Annotated in this window: 20 protein-coding genes and 1 pseudogene; 9 read left to right on the forward strand and 12 right to left on the reverse strand. The window is 74.5% G+C overall.

Translation table 11 applies throughout. The features are described 5' to 3' along the window. Positions 1-198 precede the first annotated feature (198 nt). Complete coding sequence (locus ABZY44_RS07465) at positions 199-693, reverse strand: MarR family transcriptional regulator (protein ID WP_356650895.1); 495 nt, start codon at positions 691-693, stop codon at positions 199-201. A gap of 105 nt (positions 694-798) precedes the next feature. Between ABZY44_RS07465 and ABZY44_RS07470 the strand changes: the two genes are divergently transcribed. The 3 genes from ABZY44_RS07470 to ABZY44_RS07480 all read left to right on the forward strand — a co-directional run bounded on the left by ABZY44_RS07470 (position 799) and on the right by ABZY44_RS07480 (position 2,221). After that, positions 799-1,167: an HGxxPAAW family protein gene (locus ABZY44_RS07470; RefSeq protein ID WP_356650897.1), complete on the forward strand. Its 369-nt coding sequence runs from the start codon at positions 799-801 to the stop codon at positions 1,165-1,167. A gap of 229 nt (positions 1,168-1,396) precedes the next feature. Further along, entirely contained in the window at positions 1,397-1,600 is a 204-nt protein-coding gene (locus ABZY44_RS07475) for a cold-shock protein (RefSeq protein WP_356650899.1), read from the forward strand. A gap of 96 nt (positions 1,601-1,696) precedes the next feature. Beyond that, positions 1,697-2,221, forward strand: coding sequence for an AAA family ATPase (locus ABZY44_RS07480; RefSeq protein WP_356651032.1), 525 nt, complete (start codon positions 1,697-1,699; stop codon positions 2,219-2,221). Between the two features lie 33 nt (positions 2,222-2,254). On the opposite strand, the gene ABZY44_RS07485 is transcribed toward ABZY44_RS07480, so the two are convergent. Both ABZY44_RS07485 and ABZY44_RS07490 read right to left on the reverse strand, forming a co-directional pair. Next, positions 2,255-2,785 (reverse strand): TetR family transcriptional regulator, encoded by a 531-nt coding sequence (locus tag ABZY44_RS07485; protein ID WP_356651034.1) that lies wholly within the window; start codon positions 2,783-2,785, stop codon positions 2,255-2,257. A gap of 200 nt (positions 2,786-2,985) precedes the next feature. Then, positions 2,986-3,339, reverse strand: a complete 354-nt coding sequence (locus ABZY44_RS07490; RefSeq protein ID WP_356650901.1) for a DUF1304 domain-containing protein — start codon at positions 3,337-3,339, stop codon at positions 2,986-2,988. Positions 3,340-3,451: 112 nt separating this feature from the next. Here ABZY44_RS07490 and ABZY44_RS07495 point away from each other — a divergent pair, with 112 nt between their 5' ends. Both ABZY44_RS07495 and ABZY44_RS07500 read left to right on the forward strand, forming a co-directional pair. Beyond that, on the forward strand, positions 3,452-4,459 hold the full coding sequence (locus ABZY44_RS07495) for a DUF4872 domain-containing protein (RefSeq protein WP_356650903.1): 1,008 nt from the start codon (positions 3,452-3,454) through the stop codon (positions 4,457-4,459). Positions 4,460-4,564: 105 nt separating this feature from the next. Then, a complete protein-coding gene (locus tag ABZY44_RS07500; protein WP_356650905.1) occupies positions 4,565-4,810 on the forward strand; it encodes a hypothetical protein in 246 nt (81 codons plus the stop codon). Here the strand turns inward: ABZY44_RS07500 and ABZY44_RS07505 are convergent. From ABZY44_RS07505 to ABZY44_RS07515, 3 genes and pseudogenes are all read right to left on the reverse strand, one after another. Then, positions 4,788-4,994: a ferredoxin gene (locus ABZY44_RS07505; RefSeq protein ID WP_356650907.1), complete on the reverse strand. Its 207-nt coding sequence runs from the start codon at positions 4,992-4,994 to the stop codon at positions 4,788-4,790. The genes ABZY44_RS07500 and ABZY44_RS07505 overlap by 23 nt on opposite strands. An 8-nt stretch (positions 4,995-5,002) precedes the next feature. Then, positions 5,003-6,194, reverse strand: a pseudogene (locus ABZY44_RS07510) (cytochrome P450). Positions 6,195-6,321: 127 nt separating this feature from the next. Beyond that, entirely contained in the window at positions 6,322-6,660 is a 339-nt protein-coding gene (locus ABZY44_RS07515) for a thioredoxin domain-containing protein (RefSeq protein ID WP_356650909.1), read from the reverse strand. 129 nt (positions 6,661-6,789) lie between these two features. Between ABZY44_RS07515 and ABZY44_RS07520 the strand changes: the two genes are divergently transcribed. Then, a complete protein-coding gene (locus ABZY44_RS07520) occupies positions 6,790-7,059 on the forward strand; it encodes a hypothetical protein (RefSeq protein ID WP_356650911.1) in 270 nt (89 codons plus the stop codon). Between the two features lie 2 nt (positions 7,060-7,061). On the opposite strand, the gene ABZY44_RS07525 is transcribed toward ABZY44_RS07520, so the two are convergent. After that, a complete protein-coding gene (locus ABZY44_RS07525) occupies positions 7,062-7,205 on the reverse strand; it encodes a hypothetical protein (RefSeq protein WP_356650913.1) in 144 nt (47 codons plus the stop codon). A gap of 170 nt (positions 7,206-7,375) precedes the next feature. Between ABZY44_RS07525 and ABZY44_RS07530 the strand changes: the two genes are divergently transcribed. Both ABZY44_RS07530 and ABZY44_RS07535 read left to right on the forward strand, forming a co-directional pair. After that, positions 7,376-7,735, forward strand: a complete 360-nt coding sequence (locus ABZY44_RS07530; RefSeq protein ID WP_356650915.1) for a YciI family protein — start codon at positions 7,376-7,378, stop codon at positions 7,733-7,735. 64 nt (positions 7,736-7,799) lie between these two features. Continuing rightward, the gene (locus ABZY44_RS07535; RefSeq protein ID WP_356650917.1) at positions 7,800-9,035 is read left to right on the forward strand and encodes an RNA polymerase sigma factor; all 1,236 of its coding nucleotides are present in this window, start codon (positions 7,800-7,802) and stop codon (positions 9,033-9,035) included. Between the two features lie 67 nt (positions 9,036-9,102). Here the strand turns inward: ABZY44_RS07535 and ABZY44_RS07540 are convergent, their stop codons facing one another. The 4 genes from ABZY44_RS07540 to ABZY44_RS07555 all read right to left on the reverse strand — a co-directional run bounded on the left by ABZY44_RS07540 (position 9,103) and on the right by ABZY44_RS07555 (position 17,935). After that, positions 9,103-10,584 carry a condensation domain-containing protein gene (locus tag ABZY44_RS07540; protein ID WP_356650919.1) on the reverse strand — a complete coding sequence of 494 codons (1,482 nt, stop codon included), beginning with the start codon at positions 10,582-10,584 and terminating at the stop codon, positions 9,103-9,105. 183 nt (positions 10,585-10,767) lie between these two features. Then, on the reverse strand, positions 10,768-11,748 hold the full coding sequence (locus ABZY44_RS07545; protein WP_356651036.1) for an ABC transporter ATP-binding protein: 981 nt from the start codon (positions 11,746-11,748) through the stop codon (positions 10,768-10,770). 38 nt (positions 11,749-11,786) lie between these two features. Next, entirely contained in the window at positions 11,787-14,600 is a 2,814-nt protein-coding gene (locus ABZY44_RS07550; RefSeq protein ID WP_356650921.1) for a hypothetical protein, read from the reverse strand. Further along, complete coding sequence (locus ABZY44_RS07555) at positions 14,597-17,935, reverse strand: FtsX-like permease family protein (protein WP_356650923.1); 3,339 nt, start codon at positions 17,933-17,935, stop codon at positions 14,597-14,599. The genes ABZY44_RS07550 and ABZY44_RS07555 overlap by 4 nt, the downstream gene beginning before the upstream one ends. 304 nt (positions 17,936-18,239) lie before the next feature. Here ABZY44_RS07555 and ABZY44_RS07560 point away from each other — a divergent pair, with 304 nt between their 5' ends. Further along, positions 18,240-18,959, forward strand: coding sequence for an ABC transporter ATP-binding protein (locus ABZY44_RS07560; protein WP_356651038.1), 720 nt, complete (start codon positions 18,240-18,242; stop codon positions 18,957-18,959). A 161-nt stretch (positions 18,960-19,120) separates the two neighbouring features. On the opposite strand, the gene ABZY44_RS07565 is transcribed toward ABZY44_RS07560, so the two are convergent. Further along, on the reverse strand, positions 19,121-21,055 hold the full coding sequence (locus ABZY44_RS07565) for a GAF domain-containing protein (protein WP_356650925.1): 1,935 nt from the start codon (positions 21,053-21,055) through the stop codon (positions 19,121-19,123). Positions 21,056-21,058 lie beyond the last annotated feature (3 nt).

Below are 21,058 nucleotides of genomic sequence, written 5' to 3' on the forward strand. Positions count from 1 at the left end.
CTTCGGGCCTGCCTTGGCTCCGGCCTTGATGCCGAAGCGCCCATGAGCCGACGGGTTCTTCATGCAGAACCTTCCGTGAGACGTACGAAGACGAGACGTATGAGACGAGGTGGGGGCGGTCGGACGGCGTGTGGAACCGCGCCGTTCAGAGCCGCACGCGCCGGTCACGGCGCGAAAAGACACATTTTACCATCGGGGCTACCGCGCCGGAGGCCCGAGCTCCCCGGCCCGCACGCGGTCGAGATGGGCGGTGGCCTCGGCCGTCGCCCGGTCGAACCAGTCGGCGATGACGGCGATCTCGTCGGGGGAGTATTCCGCGAACACCGCGCCGAGCCGCGCGTAGAAGGGCTCGTACACGGCGAAGACCCGAGCGGCGGCCGCCGGGTCGGCGACCACCCGCACCCGGCGCCGGTCGGCGGGGTCGGGCCTGCGGCTCGCGTATCCGGCGCGCTCCAGGCGGTTGAGCACCCCGGTCACGGCCCCCGTGGTGAGGTTCGTGAGCTCGGCGAGGTCGCCCGCGCCGAGAGGGGTGTCGCCGGCGCCCAGGATGTGGCCGAGGCAGGTCAGGTCGGTGACGTTCAGCCCCAGCAGCTGCGCCACCTCCTGCTGGCCGATGATGCCCAGCGCGACGTACCGGTCCATGCGCGACAGCGCCTCCTGGACCGTGGCCGAGGGGCGGGACTTGCCCTGCACGCAGATACTCCTTAGCATCTAAGTAACTTAGCTCGTGAGATAAATGGCTTTCTCCGTAAGAGATCCCTCCGCGAGCCTACTGAAACGACCGAAGCAGGGGAGAACATGAGCGCTCACGGCGATGTCGACCTCGGCCACACCGTGGCCGGCTGGACCGGAACCGCCCTGGCCCTGCTGGGCTGTGCCGGAGCGGGCGCCGCCTTCTGCGCGGCCTGGACCCCGGGCGTCTGGCTGGGCCTCGGCGTCGTCGCCGCGGCGGGGATGGTCACCTGGCTCCTGCACCTCGCGGGCTGGGGCAAGCCCAGTGGTCCCCGCCCGCCCTCCCAATGGGACTGGCGCGTCCGGGACGCCGGCGCACACGGCGGCCACCCGGACTGCCTGGGCTGCCGGATCGGCGGGCCCCGGCGAGCGGTCGCGTCAGCCCCCGGGCCTCGATCCGCCGCGCCGTCGCCGGCCGCGGAGGGCGGGGCCTGAAGGTGTGCGGCGGGGCGCGCACGAGGGCGCTGACGCACCTGGTCGGACCCCCCCTCGACGAGCCCGTGCGCAGGCCTGATCCCTCGTTTCGCGGACGCGGTGGAGAAGAGTTCGAATAGCCGCATGCCCCCCGGTTGGCCGCGCCCGGCGTGTGCTCGGGCGCATCAGTGGGCAGGATCGGGACCGGCCGCATGTGCGGCCGGTGGAACGTCGTGAAGGATCAGCGCAGATGGCAACTGGCACCGTGAAGTGGTTCAACTCGGAGAAGGGCTTCGGCTTCATCCAGCAGGACGACGGCGGCCCCGACGTGTTCGTGCACTTCTCCTCCATCCAGACGACCGGCTTCAAGGAGCTGGCCGAGGGTGCGAAGGTCGAGTACGACGTCACCCAGGGCCCCAAGGGTCCGCAGGCGGAGCAGGTGGTCCCCCTCTAGCGCCGCTTCACGGGTCCGGCCCGTGAGGAGAGCCCCGCCGCACCGTGCGGCGGGGCTCCCGCACGTCCGGCCCGGAGCGGTAGCGTGGGCGGGATGATGACGGGCTCGCCGGACACCCGGCTGATCGTGCTGCGCGGCAACTCCGCCTCGGGCAAGTCCTCGCTGGCGGAGGGCATCCGCGACCGCCACGGCCGCGGCATCGCGCTCGTGGGCCAGGACAACCTCCGGCGTGTGGTCCTGCACGAGCGGGACGTCCCCGGCGGGGCGAACATCGGGCTCATCGGGAGCGTGGCGCGCTACGCGCTCGACCACGGCTTCCACGTGATCGTCGAGGGAATCCTCTACGCGGACCGCTACGGCCCCATGCTCGACGCCCTGCGCCGGGCGCACCGGGGGCGGACGCACTTCTACTACCTCGACGTTCCCTTCGAGGAGACCGTGCGGCGGCACGCGGGCAAGCCCTACGCCGCCGAGTACGGGGAGGAGCGGATGCGGGAGTGGTACCGGCCGCTCGACCTGCTGCCGGGCGACTGGGAGAGCGTCATCGGGGCCGCCGCGTCACTCGAGGACACCGTCGTCCGGGTCATGGACGAGACGGGCCTGGGCGCCCCCGCGGCCTGACCCGTCCGGCCGGCCGGACGGGACGCCGACGGCCTATCCGGCCCGGTGCAGGGCGACGAGCAGCGGCCAGATCCGCTCCGCCAGCTCGGCCGGGTCCGCCAGGTCCGCCGGGAACTCTCCGTGCAGCCAGTCCGCGAGGACGCCGGTGAAGGCGGCGGCCACGGCCGAGGCGACGAGATCGGGCCGCGGTGCGCCCACCGCCGCGCGCTCGGCCCGGCTGCGGGCGCGCAACTCCCGGTACAGGCGCTCGCCGAGCGGCCCGCCATCGCCCGGCAGGAGCAGGGTGCGGTAGAGGGGGGCCCGCTCCGCCGCGTGGGCGAGGAACCCGGCCAGCGCCGCCGGCGGCCGGACCGGCGGGAGCGCCGCCGGATCCGTCTGCCAGGCGTGCAGGGCGTCGACCGCGGCGTGGACGACATCGGCGCACGCGTCCACCGCGAGCGCGGTGAGGTCCTCGTAGTGCAGGTAGAACGTGGCCCGGCCGACGCCGGCCCGCCGGGCCACCGCCGAGACGCCGACCTCCGCGAGCGGCCGCTGCTCACACTCGGCGAAGAGGCTCTCGCGCAGCCGCGCCTTGGTACGCGCGGTGCGGGGGTCGGTGCGAGGGGCGGGGGCGGTACGCGGGTCGGTACGGGCGGCGGAGCGCCCGCCGGCGCCGGCCGAAGGCGCGGGCGCCCCATCCGGTCCGGGACCCGGCGCCCCATCCGGTCCGGGACCCGGCGCCCCATCCGGTCCGGGACCCGGCGTCGCGCCCGGCAGGGCGGACGTCACGCGGCGAGGAGCGCCGCGCCCAGGGCGAGGGCACCGGGCAGGGCCTGGGCGATCAGGATCCGCCGGTTGGCCGTCGCCGCCCCGTACACCCCGGCGACGATCACGCAGGCGAGGAAGAAGATCTGCGTGGCGAGCGAGTCGATGACGAGCGACCAGACCAGGCCCGCGGCGAGGAAGCCGTTGTAGAGGCCCTGGTTGGCGGCGAGCGGAGCGGTCAGGCGCGCGGTCTCGGCGTCGAAGCCGGACAGGGACCGGCCGGGCGGCCGCTGCCACAGGAACATCTCCAGAACCATGATGTACGCGTGCAGAGCGGCGACGAGGCCGATGAGGATCGATGCGACCGTGTCCACGGCCACCTCCCTGGGGGCGGGTCGGGCGAAGACCGGTCCATCCGACTTCCTGGACAACTGTACAGGAAGTGTGGTCGCGGTCCGCCGCCCCCGACGCGGATACCCTGACCGCATGACTGCGCTCGTATATGAAGACTTCGGCACCGGACGCCACCGCGAGGCCTCGCTGATCCGGCACGCGCTCGGCAGCGTGCACGACGAGGCGCTGGTCGCGGGCCTGGCCGGCGGGATCGGCTTCATGTACTTCGTCTTCGAGTACGCCGGCCACCCGCCGACGCCGACGATCGTCGCCCAGGCCCACCCCGACCCCTGGGTGCAGGTGGCCCTCGGCCGCCTGCACATCCCCTACGAGGCCACGCGCAGCGCCAAGCCCCGCTGGAACCGCGTGGAGGCCGCGCTCGACGCCGGCGCCCCCGTGTTCTGCACCGTCAACCGGTCCGGGCTGCCCTGGCACCCGCCCGCCGCGATGGCCGAACTGGCCTCCGCCGATCCGTACGTGGTGGTCGTCGTCGGCTACGAGGGCGACACCTTCTACGTCGAGGACGGGGCCGATACCCCGTACGCGATCGGCCGCGAGGAGTTCGGCGCCGCCTGGTCCGGGCACAAGGAGGGCCGCCACCAGATGGTGGTGACCACCGGGAAGCCGGCGGGCGAGCCGGACCTGGACGCGGCCATCGCCGCGACGGTCTCCCGCCTCACCGGGCCGGTGCTGGGGAACCGCTTCGACGTCAACTTCGGCTTCACCGGCATGGAGAAGCTCGCCGCGCAGCTGCGCGACACCCGTACCAGGACGGGCTGGGAACAGCGGTTCGCCACCCCCGAGACCTTCGCGGTCGGCGCGGGGCGCCTCTACTCCTGCCTCGAGGAGGAAGGGACGGCTCCGGGCGCCACCCGGCCCCTCTACGCGGACTTCCTCGACCTGGCCGGGTACGCCGAGGCGGCCGAGCTGTTCCGGGCTTCCGGGCGGCAGTGGTCGCAGCTCGCGGAGCTGGCCCGGACGACCGGCTCCGGGACGGACGCCGAGGGGCGGAGGGCGTTCTTCGACGCGTGCGCGGACCTGGTGGACGGGGCGCTGGCCCTGGAGCGGGACGCGGTCGCCCTGTTGCCCGCGGCCCGGTAGAGGCCGGACCGGCCGGGCGGGCCGGGCCCCGGGCGACTCGAAAAGCTCGGCTGCTGATCGCCTTCGTCGTCGCCGCAGCTGACCCTGCCCGCCGTCATCCGTTGGGTGAAGATCCCCGGTGACGACCCCGACCGCCTGCGCGAGGAGTACGAGCGGCTGCTCGCCGAGGCCGCCGCCGCGGGGCGGGGCGTACGGGAGGAGCCCGGGCTCGCGCAGGGCGACGGCCGCCCGTACGCGCCGGGCGTCATCGCCGAGGTCCGCGAGGACGCCCGGTCGGCCCCGGCTGGATCCCGCCGCCTCCGGCCGGGGCGGGCCGGAGGCGGAGGGGCTAAGAAGCCTCCTCGATGCTGATCGCCGACACCGGACACGCGCGGGCCGCCTCCCGCAGCAGCGGGCTGCCGCCGCCGTCCTCGCGGCCCGGCACGAGCGCGCCGAACCCGTCGTCGTCCTGCGTGAACACCCCGGGGGCGGTCAGGGCGCACTGGCCGGCGCCGATGCAGACGTCCGTGTCGATGGAGATGCCCAATGGCTTCATCGCGCCGCTCACCACGCCACCGGGAGCTCGACCATGCCCTGGATGGTGTCCCCGGGTTTGAAGGGGATCAGGTCCGGGACGGCCGCCAGCCGCAGCCCCGGCAGCCGCTCGAACAGGGTGCCGAGCGCGATCTCCATCTCGGCGCGGGCCAGGTTCTGGCCCCAGACACTGGTGGATGCCGAAACCGAAGGCCAGGTGATGCCGGGCGGGCCGGTGCCAGTCCAGGGAGTCGGGCCGCGCGAAGACGGCCTCGTCACGGTTGATGACGGAGGTGGAGAAGATCACCCCGTCGTCGGCGCGCACGGTCACCCCGCCGATCTCGATGTCCTGCGTGGCCACGCGCAGCATGAAGTCCGCGATCGACAGGAACCGCATCAGCTCCTCCACCGCCGTCGAGATCAGGGCCGGGTCGGCGCGCAGCTCGGCCAGTTGCTCGGGGTGGTTGAGCAGGGTGAACGCACCGAGTGAGATCATGTTGGCCGTGGTCTCGTGGCCGGCGATCAACAGGATCGCGGCCAGCGCGACCAGCTCCTCCACGTCGGTCTCACCGGTTTCCAGACGCTGGGCGACCAGTTCGTCCAGGAGGCCGTCGCCGGGGTGCTCGCGCTTGTGGGCGACGAGCTCGCGCAGATAACCGTTCAGCTGGTCGCGGGCGTCCTCCACGTCGGCGGGTCCGGGGCCGCGCAGCAGCCGCCGGGACTGGCCCTCGAAGAACTCGTGGTCCTCGTACGGGACTCCGAGCAGCGCGCAGATCACCGTCGAGGGCACGGGCAGGGCGAAGGCGCCGACCAGCTCCGCGGACGGACCGGCCGCCACCATCTCGTCGATCAGCCGGTCCACGGTCTCCTGGATCCGGGGCCGCAGGGCGGCGGTCCGCTTCAGCGAGAAGCTCGGGATGAGCATCCGGCGCTGGACGTTGTGCTCGGGGTCGTCGAGGCCGAGCAGGGCGGTGCGGCGGTCCTGAAGCCCCTTGAGCCGCGGGGTGGGGGTGGGGAACGCGGAGTTCTGGCGGTCGGCGGAGAGCCGGCCGTCGGAGAGGAGGGCGCGCGCCTCGGCGTGCCCGGAGACCACCCACACCGAGCGGCCGTCGAAGAGGGTGACCCGCGAGAGCGGGCGACCGGTCCGCAGCGGCTCGTACGCCGCCGGCGGGTGGTAGGGACAGGTCCGGTCCTGGGGGAAGGCAACGGTCTTCTCGGACATACAGCACCTCGCACGCGATGGTTCCGTCTTCGCCGACCTCTATTACATGCCTCAGGCACCTATCCGATCCATGTGACTTTCGGCCAGATTGCTTGCCTTCGCCTGAACGGCGTAGCGGCTGTCGGGGTCAGGCGTGCGCGTCCAGGAACGCCCGGAGCTCCGTCGTCGTCATCGGTCCGGCATGGGTGGCCACCGCCCGGCCGTCCTTGACGAGGACGGCGGTCGGGGCGCCGGTCACCTCGAAGCGCTTGGTCTGCCCGGGGCAGCGGGTGATGTCCGTGCGGACGGCCGTCAGCCGGGTCCCGTACTCCTGGGCCAGCTCGGCGACGACCGCGTCCATCGCACGACAGGCCGCGACCGCCTTCGGCCAGCTGCCGCAGAAGTACGCGAGCACCGGCCCGTCCGTCATGCCGAGGATGAAGTCGAACTCCTGGTCCTCCAGCGGCTGGTGTACCAGACGTGCCATGGATGGTGCTCCGCTCCGTGTGCCGTGCGATCCGGAAGGTGGCTCCCATCATCGCCGGTCGGTCGGGGTGGGTGCCCCCGCCGCCGTCCGGCCCGTGCGTTGTCAGTGCCGTCTGTGAAGCTGAGCGGTATGGACGACAGGATGCTCAGGCGCCGGGTCTACGGCGCCGATCACGAAGACCCCGACCCGGGTCCGCTCGCGGGGCACGACTACGGCGAGCTCGTCGGCGGCCCGCTCGACGGGCTGCTGCTCGACGTCACGGGCTGGAGCGGCGCGCAGCTCGCCGAGGAGGCGCGCCTCCCGACCGAGATAGGGCGCTACGGACCGGGCGGCCGGACCCACTACAGCCGCCGTGCGGACGATCCCGCCCACTGGGACTGGACGGGCGACAGCCGCTGACGTCAGCGGCCCGGCGCTCCCCGGCTCACGCTGCGGGCCCACAGCACCAGCGGGATGTGGAGCGGCAGCCTGCCGATCGTCGCCGCCCGCACGGCGGGGGAGCGGCGCCGGGCTTCGACGGCCATCTTCACGTTCGCGGGGAACACGCCGGCGAAGAAGGCCGCGGTGGCCAGCGGGTGCGTATGTGACCCCTCCGGTTGGCGGTCCCGGAAGATGTTCTGAAGAATTCCCGGGGAGCTGTCGATCCGGACGTCTCCCGTTCGACGCAGGGGTGAGAGGCGGAGAAAGCCCCCGCCCTCCCGACCGAGGAGTCACCATGCCGCGCTTCCTTTCGATGATCCGCATCGACGAGCAGGGCCTCACCCCCGACACCCCCTTCCCCGCCGACTTCGAACAGCGCATGGGCGCGCTGATGGAGGAGATCACCAAGGCGGGGGTCATGCTCGACACGGCCGGCCTGCTCCCCACCTCCGAGGGGACCAGGGTCACCTGGTCCGGCGGCAAGCTCAGCTACACCGACGGCCCCTTCACCGAGACCAAGGAGGTCGTCGGCGGCTACGCCCTCATGCAGTGCAAGGACAAGGACGAGGCGCTCGAGTGGACCAAGCGGTTCCTCGAGATCCACCCCGAGCAGTGGACGGTCGGCGCCGAGCTCCGCCAGATCGCCGAGAACTGAGCCCCGCACCCTCCCCGTTTGCCCTGCCCCGTCCCGGCTGCTCTGATGGGTGGCCGTGACGGCAGTGAGTACGACCCGAGCGGTCGAAGCGGTGTTCAGGATCGAGTCCGCGCGGATCATCGCGGGCGTGGCCCGGATCGTGCGTGACGTCGGCATCGCCGAGGAGCTCGCGCAGGACGCGCTGGTCGCCGCACTGGAACAGTGGCCGCAGTCGGGTGTCCCGGACAAGCCGGGCGCCTGGCTGATGGCCACCGCCAAGCACCGCGCCATCGACCTCGTCCGCCGCAAGGAGGTCTACGCGCGCAAGCTGGCGGAAGTCGGCCGCACCCTGGAGGACCAGGCGCCCCCCGCCGGGCCGGCCGAGCTCGCGGACCCCGAGGGCATCGACGACGACCTGCTCCGGCTGATCTTCACCGCCTGCCACCCCGTGCTCGCCACGGAGGCCCGGATCGCGCTCACCCTGCGCCTGGTGGGAGGGCTGACGACCCAGGAGATCGCCCGCGCCTTCCTCACCTCCGAGCCCACGACCGCCCAGCGCATCGTCCGCGCCAAGCGGGCCCTCGCCAAGGCGGCAGTGCCCTTCGAGGTCCCCTACGGAGCCGACCGGGAGCAGCGCCTCGCGTCCGTGCTGGAAGTCATCTACCTCGTCTTCAACGAGGGCTACTCCGCGACCGCCGGGGACGACCTCGTCCGTCCCGCCCTCTGTGAGGACGCCCTGCGCCTCGCCCGGGTCCTGGCCGCCCTGATGCCCAAGGAGCCCGAGGTGCACGGACTGGCGGCGCTGCTGGAGTTCCAGGCCTCCCGCACGGCCACCCGCACCGGCCCCGGGGGTGAGCCGGTGCTGCTCGCCGACCAGAACCGGTCCAAGTGGAACCGCCTCCTGATCCGGCGCGGTGTCGAGGCCCTGCACCGCGCGGGCACCGGCCCCTACTCCCTCCAGGCAGCCATCGCCGGCTGTCACGCCGACGCGCTCCGTTACGAGGACACCGACTGGCCGACCATCGCCGCGCTCTACAACCGTCTCGTCGTCCTCGTCCCGTCACCGGTGATCGAGCTCAACCGGGCCGTCGCCGTCTCCATGGCGCAGGGCCCGGCGGCGGCGCTCCCGCTGGTGGACGCCCTGGCGGCGGAACCGGCCCTGCGCGCCTACCACTTGCTGCCGAGCGTACGGGGCGACCTGCTGGAGCGGCTCGGCCGCCGGGCGGAAGCCCGCGCGGAGTTCGAACGCGCCGCCTCGCTCACCCGCAACGCCCGGGAGCAGGACCTGCTGCGCGATCGGGCGGCCCATCTGGACGGCTGACCGTGGCGGCCCCGGCGGCCCCGCAGGCCCTCGCCGTGGCCCGGCGCGACGGCTCGGGTGCGCCCGCTCAGCCGCGGCGGACGAACGCCGCCACGTCGAGCGGGGTGCGCGCCACCGGCCGGCGCGGCGGCGTCAGCGCGATGGGGCGGCGGAAGGAGCCGTGCCGGGCGATCTCCTGGACCGTCCCGCGCAGCGCCTCCAGGAAACCGTCCATGGTGCGGCGGGCGGCCGGGGTGTCCGAGTAGATCGAGTTCATGTGCAGCCCCTCCGTGTCCCGCTGGAACCAGGAGCAGGCCCCGTTGGCCCGGGCCGACCAGACGTGGGAGGTGGGCCGCCAGTCCTCGTGGCGCTCGGCGCCCGGGCACTTGCGCATGTCGATGTACGAGAAGAAGTTCACCGGGTAGGGCCAGGAGCGCGCGGCGAACTCCCGGGGTGCCAGCAGCTCCCAGGCCCGTACGAACGGCACGTCCACATGGCCGATCATCTCGGTGAAACCGGCCCGCACCGAGGCCATGACCTGCGCGAAGTCCCGGCCGGGCGAGGCGTCGAACTCGATGGGCATGGTGTTGACGAACCACCCCACCGAGTTCGTCCACGCCGTCCGGCCGCGTTCGCTCACCGGCATGAACCCCCGGTAGACGCCCGGCCCGCCGGCCTCGCGCAGGCAGACCGCGACGGCGGCGAGCACACCCATGAACGGCTTGCCGTCGACGGCCAGACAGGCCTTCTCGAAGACCTCGGCCTCCGCGGCGTCCAGCAGGGGAGAGGCTTCGTTGACGATCGAGTACATCCGGCCCGGCTCCACGCCCAGCTCGAGCGGGAAGCGCGGGAAGAACTCGCCACCGCGCGCGATGAACTCCTTCCAGTAGCCGAGCCGTTCGTCCTCGGCGTCGATGGAGAGGTAGGTGCGGCGCTGCTCCTCGGCGAAGTCGAGGTAGCTCGGCGCGGGCGCCGCCTCGGGCTGCTCGCCGCGGCGCAGGGCCTCGTACCCGCTCTGCACCTCCTGGACCACGATCGGCATCGACATGCCGTCGCACACGATGTGGTCGAAGGCGAGGTAGACCGTCGAGGACTCCTCGCGGAGCACGGCGCCCATCGTGAACAGTGGCCAGGACAGGGTGTCGATGCTCCGCTTGAACCGCTCGACGAGGAAGCGGGTCAGCTCCTCGGTACGGTCGAAGGAGGCCACCTCCACGGTGTCCAGGCGCAGTTCGTCGGCCGCGATCGGCGCGCACGCCAGCTCTCCGGCCAGGCGGCGGAACTCGCAGCGCAGCACCTCGTGGCGGCGTACGAAGGCGAGCAGCGAGCGGGTCAGGGCGTCCTCGTCCAGCACGCCTGCGACCTCGAAGGTCACGGCGATCCACGAAGCGGTGGGGTCGTCGGCCGCGCGGCTCTCCTCGGCGACGGTGAAGTGCTTGTCCTGGTTGAAGGAAGCCCTCCTGTCCGCCGCGCCGCCCAGGCCGTCGGCCTCCGCCGCCGTGGACCGCAACCGCCACTCGACGACCCGACCGGGTGCCATGTGGTGCATCTCCAGAGGAAACTGCCGCATTCCGTCATCCCTTCGCCCCCCGAGTCAACCCCCAGCCCCTAACGACACCCGGGCCACGGAAGTGACGCGCGCCAGGGGGTTCGCCGGTCGGCCCCCACGGTGCGGGACGGAGCGCGCGCCCGGTGCCCGGCTCGGGCCGAGGGGCCGCGCGGGGGCCGGGGACGGGTTCACCGCGGGCGGCGGTCAGCCCGCGGCGGCCTCCGGCGCCCTGTCGTCCGGGGTCGTGTCGTCCGGGGTCGCGGTGGACGCGCCGTCGGGGCGCAGTTCGATGTGGTCCGGGGCGAGGTCCACCGCCACCCGGTGCTCCATGCCCAGGGCTTCCAGGAACTTCTGGGGGAGCTGCACCCGGCCCGTACGGTCCAGCATCACGTACTCGCGCTCGCTCACCGATTCGGCACCGTGCTCGTCGGTCACCGTACGCCGCAGCACCTCGCTGCTCGTGCGCCCGTCGCGCATCGCCACCGTGCGGCGGACCTCGCCGGCGACGAGCGGGTCGTGGGTCACGATGACCACGGTGGCGCCGAGCTCCCGGTTGACGGTGCGGAAGGCTTCGAAGATCGCCCCGCCCGTCTCGGAGTCCAGCTCGCCGGTCGGCTCGTCGGCGAGCAGCACCGCCGGGTCGTTGGCCATCGCCACCGCGATGGCCACGCGCTGCTGCTGCCCGCCGGAGAGCTCGGCGGGACGGCGGCCCGCCAGCTCACCGATCTCCAGGGCCTCGAGGAGCTCCGCGGTGCGGACCGCGTGGCGCTTGGCGGCTCCGCGCCTGGTGCCCTTCAACTGCATCGGCAGTGCGATGTTCTGAGCCGCCGACAGGAAGGGGAGCAGGTTGCGGGCCGTCTGCTGCCAGACGAAGCCCACCGCCTCGCGCCGGTAGCGCAGCCGGTCCCGCGCCGACATCTCCAGCAGGTCGTAACCGCCCACACTGGCCGAACCGGCCGTGGGCACGTCCAGGCCCGCCAGGATGTTCAGCAACGTGGACTTCCCGCTACCGGACGCGCCGACCAGGGCCATCAAGTCGCCCTTGTCCACGGACAGTTCCAGGCCTTGCAGGGCCTGTACCTCCACGCCGTCCGCGCTGAAGATCCGCACCAGGCGGTCGCAGGAGATGGCCGTGTCCGCGCCGGTGCGGCGGGGCTCGGCGGCGGCCAGGGCCTGCTGCCGCAGCTCCTCGTAGGTGGGCTGGTCGCTGTGGGCCACTCGGTTCACCGCTGGTCTCCCGCTCTCAACTCGGTAGTGATCTGTCGCCTGCCGGATATCGCCGCCTCCGCGAGCACGGCCCCCGCGACCAGGACCGTCAGACCCAGCGCCTGGACCAGTACGGGCCGCGCGAGGAGCCGTATGCCGCTCGGCACCTTGGCGCCGACCAGGGTCGACATGTCCATGGCCGGCCCCAGGAGGGCGGCGGCGCCCGCCGCCGCCAGGGCCCCGCCGAGTGCGGCGGCCAGTGCCAGGGGCACCGACTCCGTGAGGATCAGCAGCACCGCCTGCCGGGGGCGCAGGCCCATGGTGCGCAGCCGGGCCAGCAGCGCCGCGCGGTCGGGGGCCGCCCGGACCAGGGTCAGCAGGACCGCCAGCACCGCGAAGCCGGCCGCGCCGGCCAGGGAGGCCCAGAACAGCTGCTCGGCCGAGCGCTGCAGCGGGTCGGAGCCCAGTGCGGCGGCCTCGGCGGAGCTGGTGCGGACACGGTAGAGCTCGGTGGTCGCCGTGGGGTCCGCGGCCCGCACGAGCTCCTCCAGCCGGTGCTGGTCGAAGGAGCCCAGCGCGTACCAGCGGTCGGGCGGCCCCAGCTTGGGCAGGGCGGCCGCGACCGGAGCGGCCGGCAGCACCACCGTGGTGGACTTGGCGCCCGGCCGGGCGGGCGTGCCGTCGATCACGCCCGCGACGCTCACCTGGACGTCGCCTGCGTCCAGGCGCAGCAGGTACGAGGAGATGTCCTCGGCGGCGAGGTCCCCGCTGACGAGCGCCGGTACCGGTGAGGCCGAGGTGCCCGAGGGCGCCGGGGCGCCCGGCGCGCCGCCCGTGAGCGCGGCCGGGTCGAACGGGCCGCGCCCGACGGCCCGGGCCAGCTCCGCGTACGCCACCGGGTCCGCGATCACGACACTGACCTGGGTGCTGCCGCGCTTGGTGCCGACCAGGAAGGCGTTGTCCTCGGTCCACGCCTTCGTCGACGCGCGTACGCCGGGCAGCGCGGCCGCGGCCGTCGTCAGGGATTCGGGGAGCGTGCTGCCGGGCGCGCTGATCTGCGCGTCGCCGCCGATGCCCTGACGGACCACCTCGAGCCGCGCGTCCCGGACCGCGGTCAGCACGGTGGCGCCGAAGCCGCCGGTGGTGACGGCCAGCAGCAGTGCCACCAGCGGGAGTACGGAAGGGCGTGACGTGCCCCCGGTGCCCCGCGCGGCACGCGCCAGCCCGAGGAAGCCGATCAGCCCCGGGCCCCGCCCGGCCGCCCGGGCCAGTGCCCCGACCAGGGCGGGCTGGACCCGGGCCAGCAGCAGGCCGCCGCAGAGCGCGAGCAGCAGCGGGGCGGCGACCAGCAGCGGGTCGACCCCGGAGCCGGCCGGGGCGATCCCGCGCGAGCGGACCTCGAACACGGCGGCCGCGGTGGCGGCGAGCACGAGCAGCTCGGCGACCAGACGACGCCGCGGGCCGGGCCCGCGCGGCGGTGACAGCAGTACGGCGGCCCGTACGGGGAAGGCCAGCAGGGTCACGAGCGTGGCGGCCGAGGCGGCGAGCGCGGTGGCCGTCACGCGGGGGGTCGGCAGCAGGACCACGGCGAGGGCCGTCGCCAGGGCGGCGGCCGGCAGGACCGTGACGGCGCTCTCCGCGAGCAGCCGGCGCACGATGCCGGCCCGGGAGCCGCCGCGCGCCAGCAGCAGCCGCAGCTCGGACTCCCGCCGGTCGCCGGTGAGCGCGGCCGCCAGGCAGAACACGACGAACGCGACCCCGGCCACTCCGGCCGGGCCCATCGCGGCGAGGGGCGCGGCCGCCCGCCGCCGGGCCTCGGCCTGTTTGAACAGTTCGGGCAGGCCGGAGGCGATGTCCAGATCGGACTTGCGGGCCTCCCCGCGCAGGCGGGACGCGGTCGGTCCGGCCAGGTAGGAGGCGATCTCCGCGGCCGTGTCGGGCAGCTGGTCGGCGCGCAGGTTCGTGGTGTCGACCGGGATCCGCCAGAAGTCCCGGGCCTTGCCCTCGCCCCATTCGCCGAGCCGGTCCAGAGACTCCGGGCCGATGAGGCCCGCGGTCTGCCAGTAGGTGAGCGGCGGTTTGGAGGGGGTGCGCGAGAGGCACGCGTCGGTCAGGCAGGCGAGATCGGTCCAGTAGACGTCGGCCTCGTCGTTCGCGGCGTAGAGCCCGACCACCTCGGCATGGAGCACTTCGGGCCCGGACGCGGTGGACTCCAGCACCATTCCGAGCCGGGCGCCGATGGACCGTGCGGCGCTCTGCGAGAGCGCGACGGGGATCGGCCCGCCGGGCTCGGGGGCCCCGGGCCAGCGGCCCTCCACGAGCCGGACGTGTCCGGCGGCCTCGCGCAGGTGATAGAGGGCGAGCTGCGGAGGTACGCCGTCGGGGGCGGCCAGTCCGCGGTTGACGAGCGGCCGCGCGTCCGCCGAGGAGCCGTGGACGGGGCCGCTGGGAGCGACGCGGAAGAGCGGACCGGTACCGGCGACCAGGGTGGCCAGCACCTCGTCCAGCTCCTTGGTGGACTGCTGCCCGAAGTGGAGGGGCGCGGTGGCCGTCAGGCTCGTCGGGCTCGGACCGCGCGACGTCAGGAAGGACCGCAGGGCCTGGTCGGAGCCCCGGTCCTCGGCCCGCGGCAGGGCGGCGGAGAGCAGGACGGCGACGAAGGCCAGGGCCGCCCCGAGCAGGGTGGCGAGCGGGGTCGCGCGCAGCCGGGTCCGCACCCAGGGCGCGGGCGGGGGCAGCGCACGTGGGGGGACCCCGTCCCGGGCGGTCCCGGGCGGCCGCGCGCCGTCCGGGGTGCGCCGCTCGGCGCTCGTCGCGGCCGGCCCGGTCATATCTCCTCCATGTGCCGCAGCCGGTCGGCTGTCTTCAAGGTGTTCCGGTCACGCAGGCCGCTGACGACCGCCGACAGCAGCGGCACCGCGGCGATGGCGGCGGCCAGCAGCAGGGTCCGCGCCGTGGGCAGGTCCACCAGCACCTCCGGCACCGGCCGCTCGGCGGCCGGCGTCAGCACCATCAGCGGCACCACGAGATGAACGATGACCGCGCCCAGCCCCAGCCCGACGACCGTGCCCAGGCCGACGAGCACGCAGCTCTCGGCCGTGGCCGTCCGGGCCAGGTCCCGCCGGCGTGCCCCCAGGGCCAGCAGCACCGAGGACTCCCGGGCCCGTTCGCGGGAAGCCGCCGCGGCCGAGGCCGCGAAGCCGATCGCCGCCAGCACCGCGCAGGCCACCGCGAGCGCGGCGAGCGCTCCCTGCGGCCCCGCGCTGAGCGGGTCGTCCAGCAGGGTCCGCGCCACCTCCTCGCGCAGCCGGACCTGCTGGACGCCCGCGGTGGAGCGCAGTTCGGCGGCGGCGCGGGCCGGCGCCGGGTCGTCGGCGGAGGCGGCCGGCATCCACCACTCGGCGGGCGCCGGAAGCTCCCGGCCGCCGGCCGCCAGTACCCGGCTCGCCGTGGCCAGGTCGACGGTGATCGCGGTGTCCCCGGCGACCGGCAGCGAGCCGACCGCCGCGGTGACGCGCACCGGGACGGTGGCGTCGCCCAGCTTGACGGGCACCACGTCACCCACGGCCCCACCGACCGCGGCCAGGTAGGCCCGGGTGGCGATCCCGGGGACCTCGGGCTCCGCGGCGGCCGCCGGGGCCAGGGTGACCAGTACGCCGCCGGCCTCGAAGGGGCCCGAGCGGTAGCGCAGCCGGGCGAGCGCCGGGGCGCCCGCGTCGGAAGAGGGGAGCGGCTCGGCGGCCGGGGCGCCGCTCCTGAGCGGCGGAGCCGTGAGTTTCCAGTCCGAGGCGGGGAGGGCGACCGCAACCGCCGCGCCGTCGCGGGTCTGTGAGACCGCGAGGCTCCGTACGGTCAGTTCGTCGAACGTCTTGTTCGGATCGACAGGGGTGTCCAGGCCGTCGACGCCGGGGCGCCAGCGCACCCGGTCGTACATGATCACGAGCCCGGTCATCTGCAGCGGCCCGGCGGCCGAGCCGAGCGGGGTGCCGACGAGAGGGCCGAGGTTCACCGACACGGTGGCCTCGCCGTCCTCGGGGAGCTGGGCCAGCGGACTCCGGTACGTGATGCCGAACCGGTCGCGCAGCATCAGGCCCAGCCCCGGCTGGCCGGCCGCGCCCACACCCCGTACGGCGACGGTGAGGTCGATGCGCTGCGGGACGTCGGGCAGCGGGATGCCGGAAGTGGCGGTCGCCCCGGCCGCCGACGCGGAGGCGAGCGGTGCGAACAGCTCGCGCAGGGAACGCCCGTCGCGCAGGTCGGACCGCAGCGGAACCCGTTCGGCGACGGCCGCCGCGTCCAGCGCCATCACCTGCGCGGTGCGCCCGCCGGGCAGCTCCTGCTTCGACCGCAGCACCGGGATCACCCGGTCACCGCCGGGCAGTGATCCGTAGCGGCCGCCCCGGCCCATCGGGGGCAGATCGCTGCCGGATATCAGCAGGCCTCCGGCGGTGGTGAAGTCGGCCTGGTCGCGCTGGGATCCGGACCAGGCGGTGTGCTGGCCGAGGGCGAGGACCCCGCTGGAGACGGCGAGGACGAGCAGCAGCACCGGCCCGGTGGCGCGGCGCGGATGCCGGGCGAGCTGCCAGCCGACGAGCGCCGGACCGAGGCCCCGGCCGCGGGAGGCGATCCGCGCGCCGAGGCGCGCCGCGAACGGCAGCAGCCGCAGGACCAGCAGGGTGCCCGCGCACAGCGCGAGCGTCGGGGCGGCGACCAGCACGGGGTCCACACCGAACAGCGCTCCGGACGGAGCGGCGGACGGGCCGGCGGAACTCGACGCCGGACCGGACCCGTCGGTGCCGTACCGGGAGAGCTGCTGATAGGCGAGTACGGCCAGCGCCACCAGCGCCAGGTCCAGCCCGGAGCGGGCGGCGCCGGCGACGAGCGCCTGGCGGCGGCCGGCCCGCCGCAGGGCGGCCGACGCGGCGCCGCGCAGGGCGACGGGCAGAGTGGTCAGGAGGACGCACCCGAGGGCGCAGCCCGCCGCGACCGGCCAGAGCGACGGGCTGAGGGTGACGCCGAAGGGGACGTGGGCCAGCGAGCCGTATCCGCGCAGGAGACGGAGCAACGGCAGGGCCAGCAGCGGTGCGAGGGCGGCGGCGGGCAGCGCGAGCAGCAGCGACTGGGCCGCCGTGAGGAGGGCGAGCCGGCGGCGGGAGGCGCCGCGGGCCGTGAGCAGGACGCGTTCGACCTCCTGGCGTTCCGTCAACAGGTGCGACACGAGCAGCAGCGCGGCTCCGGCCAGAACGGCGAGTTGCAGGGCGCCGACCAGCAGCGTGGACCGGGCCACGGTCAGGCCGGACTCCAACTCGCCGAGCAGTGCGGGGAGTTCGGTGTCCGGGTGCAGTCCGGTGGTGCGCTGGAACGCTTCGGCGGCCTTGGTGGCCCGTGCCCGGACCGCCTCGGTCCCCTCGACGTCGGCGGTGGCGAAGTCGGGGGTGAGGAGCACGGCGCGGCTGTCCTGCGCGAGCCCGCCGGCGGTGAACACCGAGTCGTCGGCGAGCAGCGGGCCGTACGTGGTGAAACTGCCGACCTGGAGGCCACGGCCGCCGAGCGGATCGAGTTTCCAGTACGGGGCGTCCGGATCGTCCGCCGCGTAGACGCCGGTCACCAGCACGGTCAGAGGCGACTGGGCGCCGTACCGGTCGTCGAGGCGCACCTCGGCCGGCAGCGCGTCCTCGGTCAGCCCGAGCCGGACCAGCTCCGCCTTCGGGACGGCCACGGGAACGCGGCTGCCCTGGCCGGAAACCGGCCCCGTCACGGGCTGCGGCCACGTACCCGCGAGCAGCCGCACGCGCTCCTTGGCGAAGGCCGCCAGCAGCGTCAGGTCGGCGTCCTTGCTCTGGGCGCGCAGCCCGGGCAGCCCGTACGAACGGCTGCGCGCCACGCTCTCGGTGGTGGACGGGAACGGTCCGAACAGCTTGCGCGCGAAGCCCCGTACGGCCTCGTCGTCCTTGGCCCGGTCGGCCGTCGCGTGACCGCCCGTGACGAGTACGGTGCTGCGCGCGTGGCCGGGTCCCTGGAGGGCCTGGCGCAGTCCGGCCTCGCCCACCCCGCGGGTGAACGCGAAGAGCGCGGTCAACACCGTGGTGGTGATCAGGACGGTGAGCAGTACGGCCGCTGCGAGGGGCAATCGCCCGCGCAGTCGGCGCACGACGAAGCCGAGCATGTGCCTGTTCCTCCCCCGCACCCGGACCTGTGATCCCGGATAGCGGACGATGTTGCCAGATTCGAACAGATAGCGGAAGGGACTTGCGTGAAAGGTGCATTGGATGAACAAATCGACGGGTGTGGGCGCGCAAGGGCGCCGTCTCGGACAACGCCCGGCGGCCGAACCGGGACCGGTGGCTGAAAATGATCCCAGGGGGAACCGCAGGATGACGCAGCAGCAGGAGTCGCCGGAGCCGCAGCCGCGCGAGGGGCAGTCGCCGGAGACGAGCCCGCGGCAGGACGCCGGCGCGCCGCCGCCGCCGATGGTGGTCGTGGACGGCGTACGGCGCAGCTTCGGCTCCGGACCGCAGGCCGTCCACGCGCTGCGCGGCGTGTCGTTCGAGGTCCGCCGGGGCGAACTCACCGCCCTCAAGGGGCGGTCGGGATCCGGCAAGACCACCCTGCTGAACCTGGTCGGCGGCCTCGACGCCCCGACCGGGGGCAGCATCACCCTCGACGGCACCGACCTGGCGGGCCTGGACGAGGAGGGCCGCCTCGCGCTGCGCCGCGACCGCATCGGGTTCGTCTTCCAGTCCTTCGGCCTGATCCCCGCCCTGACCGCCGCCGAGAACGTCGGGGTCCCGATGCGGCTGTGCAGGATTCCGGCCAAGCAGCGCGAGGAGCGCGCCCGGACCCTGCTCGCTCTCGTGGGGCTCTCGGACCACACCGGACAGCGGCCCGGCGAACTCTCCGGCGGGCAGCAGCAGCGGGTCGCCCTCGCCCGGGCCCTCGCGAACGAGCCCGACCTGATCATCGCGGACGAACCGACCGGGCAGCTCGACTCCGACACCGGACGCCAGATCATGCGGCTGCTGCGCGCGGTGGTGCGCAGCGAGGGGGTCACGGTGCTGGTGGCGACCCATGACCCGGCCCTGATGGAACTGGCAGACCGGGTGGTGGAACTGCGCGACGGCCGCATCGTGGAGGCGGAGGCGGAGGCGGACACGGATCCGGGCGCGGCGTCCGGGAGCTCGGAAGCCTGAGCGGCCCGGCACGCGGCCCCGGCGGACGACGGCCTGGCCTGCTGCATGATGACGAGTCGTCAGGGCGGGAGACCGGAGGTGGGCGGGCCGCAGGGCGTCACCACCGGGAGGTGGCCCGGGCCGGCCCACGAGAGCGGCCTGGCGACGCCGGGATCGCAGGCCTACGCCGTCGTCGCCGGGCGGGGCGGGGCGGACTCCGTCAGCAGGTGCAGGCGCAGGGCGAGCTGGAGTTCCAGGGCGCGGCCGGGGGAGTTCCAGTCCTCGCCCAGCAGTTGGCGGATCCGGTCCAGCCGCTGCACGACCGTGTTCACGTGGATGTGCAGGGCGTCCTTGGCCTTGGAGAGGCTCGCACCGTGCGTGTAGTAGGCCCGCAGGGTGCGGACCAGTTCGGTGCCGCGCTGGGCGTCGTAGTCGATGACCGGGCCGAGCACCCGGTGGACGTAACCGCCGACGTCGCCGTGGTCGCCGAGCAGCAGGCCCACGAAGCCCAGGTCGGGGAGGGCGGCGCCGTAGCCGGTGTGGCCCAGGGCGTGGAGGGCGTCCAGGCAGCGCACGGCCTCCGCGTACACGGCCGGCAGTCCGGCCGGTCGGCCGGCCGGACCGGCGGAGCCCACCGTGACGGGTGCGCCCAGGGCCTTGCCCGCCTCGGCGGCCAGCGACTGCGCGAGGTCCCCCGGGCTCCCGGCCGGGGCCAGGAGCACGACGTGGCCCTCGTGCAGTCCGGCCAGACCGTCCAGGGCGCGGGCGCGGCGGGCCGTCTCCGCCGCGAGCCGCGGCCGCAGGGCCGCGTCGCAGTGGAGCACCAGGACGGCGTGCGGGCGGGCGAGGTCGACGCCGAGTTTGCGGGCCCGGATCGTTTGGCTTCCGGAGTCGCGGGTCCGCCCCGGGCTCTCCGGCGTCAGCAGGTCGCTGAGCAGTTCGCCGCGGACGCGGTCCTCGGCGTGGGCCACCGACCGGCGCAGCAGCAGGAGGAGCGCGGTGACCAGGCTGGTGCGCTCGAAGAGCCGCCGGTCGGTGTCCGAGAGGTCCGGCCGCCCCGTCAGGGCGATGCTGCCGAGGAGTTCGGGCCCGGCCAGGACCGCGCAGACCCACACGCCGCCCACCGGAACGGCCCGGCCCCCGGACCGGGAGGCGGCCACCCCCTGGGCGGGCGGCCCGATCGGCTCGGTGGCGACCCGGGCCAGCTCGGCCCCGTCCGCGTCGTGCACGACCAGGCCGCCCCGCAGCAGCGCGGCCACCTCACGGGCCACGTCGGTGACGTCCCCGCCGCGCAGGACCAGGTCGGTGAGGCGGTCGTGGGTCTCGGTCGCCAGCCGCACGGCCTCGCTGTGGGCGCGCGCCGTCTCGGTGGCGGCGTTGAGCTCGACGAGGGCCGTGCGCGTCTCCTCCAGCAGCCGGGCGCCGTCGATGGCGACGGCGGCGTGGTCGGCGAGCGAGGAGAGCAGCGCGACCGCGTCGGGGGCGAAGTCGCGCACCGACCGGTCGGCCGCGTAGAGCACGCCGATGACCCGCGAGGCGACCCGCAGCGGGACGCCGAGGATGCCCCGCAGACCCTCCTCGCCCACCCCGGAGTCGATGGTGCTGGTGTGCCGGAAGCGGCCGTCGGCGCGGTAGTCGGCGCTGGCGTAGGGGCGGGCCGTCTGGGCGACCAGCCCGCCGAGCCCCTCGCCCATGCCGAGCCGCAGCTGCTGGAAGGCGGCGGACACGGAGCCGTCGGTGACCCGCATGAACGTATCGCCCACGACCGGGTCGTTGAGGGTGAGGTAGGCGACGTCCGTGCCCAGCAGGGTCCTGGCCCGCCGCACGATGGCCCGGAGCACCGCGTCGAGGTCGCGCAGTGCCGCGAGGTCCCCGGCCGTGTCGAAGAGGGCGGTCAGTTCGGCCTCGCGCCGGCGGTGCTGGTCGAGGGTCCGGCGGATGTCCAGGGCGACCCTGGTGGCCTCCTCGACGAGGGCCTGTTCCTCGTCCCCGGCCCCCGCGCGCCGGGCCCGCGCGCCGGGCCCGGCGAAGTCCTCGACGGGTGCGCCCTGGGCGAGCAGGTCCAGGAGGCGGCGCAGCGCGGTCACGGGCTCGGTGGGTTCGGTCACGGGAGCCATGCT

Origin of the sequence: Streptomyces sp. NPDC006544 (assembly GCF_040611715.1) — a bacterium.
Classification (GTDB): domain Bacteria; phylum Actinomycetota; class Actinomycetes; order Streptomycetales; family Streptomycetaceae; genus Streptomyces.

What these genes read in the sequence shown, in the direction of transcription:
- ABZY44_RS07470 (WP_356650897.1), top strand. Translation starts at nt 799, where the DNA reads ATGAGCGCTCACGGCGATGTCGACCTCGGCCACACCGTGGCCGGCTGG.
- ABZY44_RS07475 (WP_356650899.1), top strand. Translation starts at nt 1,397, where the DNA reads ATGGCAACTGGCACCGTGAAGTGGTTCAACTCGGAGAAGGGCTTCGGC.
- ABZY44_RS07480 (WP_356651032.1), top strand. Translation starts at nt 1,697, where the DNA reads ATGACGGGCTCGCCGGACACCCGGCTGATCGTGCTGCGCGGCAACTCC.
- ABZY44_RS07495 (WP_356650903.1), top strand. Translation starts at nt 3,452, where the DNA reads ATGACTGCGCTCGTATATGAAGACTTCGGCACCGGACGCCACCGCGAG.
- ABZY44_RS07505 (WP_356650907.1), bottom strand. Translation starts at nt 4,994, where the DNA reads ATGAAGCCATTGGGCATCTCCATCGACACGGACGTCTGCATCGGCGCC.
- ABZY44_RS07515 (WP_356650909.1), bottom strand. Translation starts at nt 6,660, where the DNA reads ATGGCACGTCTGGTACACCAGCCGCTGGAGGACCAGGAGTTCGACTTC.
- ABZY44_RS07520 (WP_356650911.1), top strand. Translation starts at nt 6,790, where the DNA reads ATGGACGACAGGATGCTCAGGCGCCGGGTCTACGGCGCCGATCACGAA.
- ABZY44_RS07530 (WP_356650915.1), top strand. Translation starts at nt 7,376, where the DNA reads ATGCCGCGCTTCCTTTCGATGATCCGCATCGACGAGCAGGGCCTCACC.
- ABZY44_RS07540 (WP_356650919.1), bottom strand. Translation starts at nt 10,584, where the DNA reads ATGCGGCAGTTTCCTCTGGAGATGCACCACATGGCACCCGGTCGGGTC.
- ABZY44_RS07550 (WP_356650921.1), bottom strand. Translation starts at nt 14,600, where the DNA reads ATGACCGGGCCGGCCGCGACGAGCGCCGAGCGGCGCACCCCGGACGGC.
- ABZY44_RS07555 (WP_356650923.1), bottom strand. Translation starts at nt 17,935, where the DNA reads ATGCTCGGCTTCGTCGTGCGCCGACTGCGCGGGCGATTGCCCCTCGCA.
- ABZY44_RS07560 (WP_356651038.1), top strand. Translation starts at nt 18,240, where the DNA reads ATGGTGGTCGTGGACGGCGTACGGCGCAGCTTCGGCTCCGGACCGCAG.
- ABZY44_RS07565 (WP_356650925.1), bottom strand. Translation starts at nt 21,055, where the DNA reads ATGGCTCCCGTGACCGAACCCACCGAGCCCGTGACCGCGCTGCGCCGC.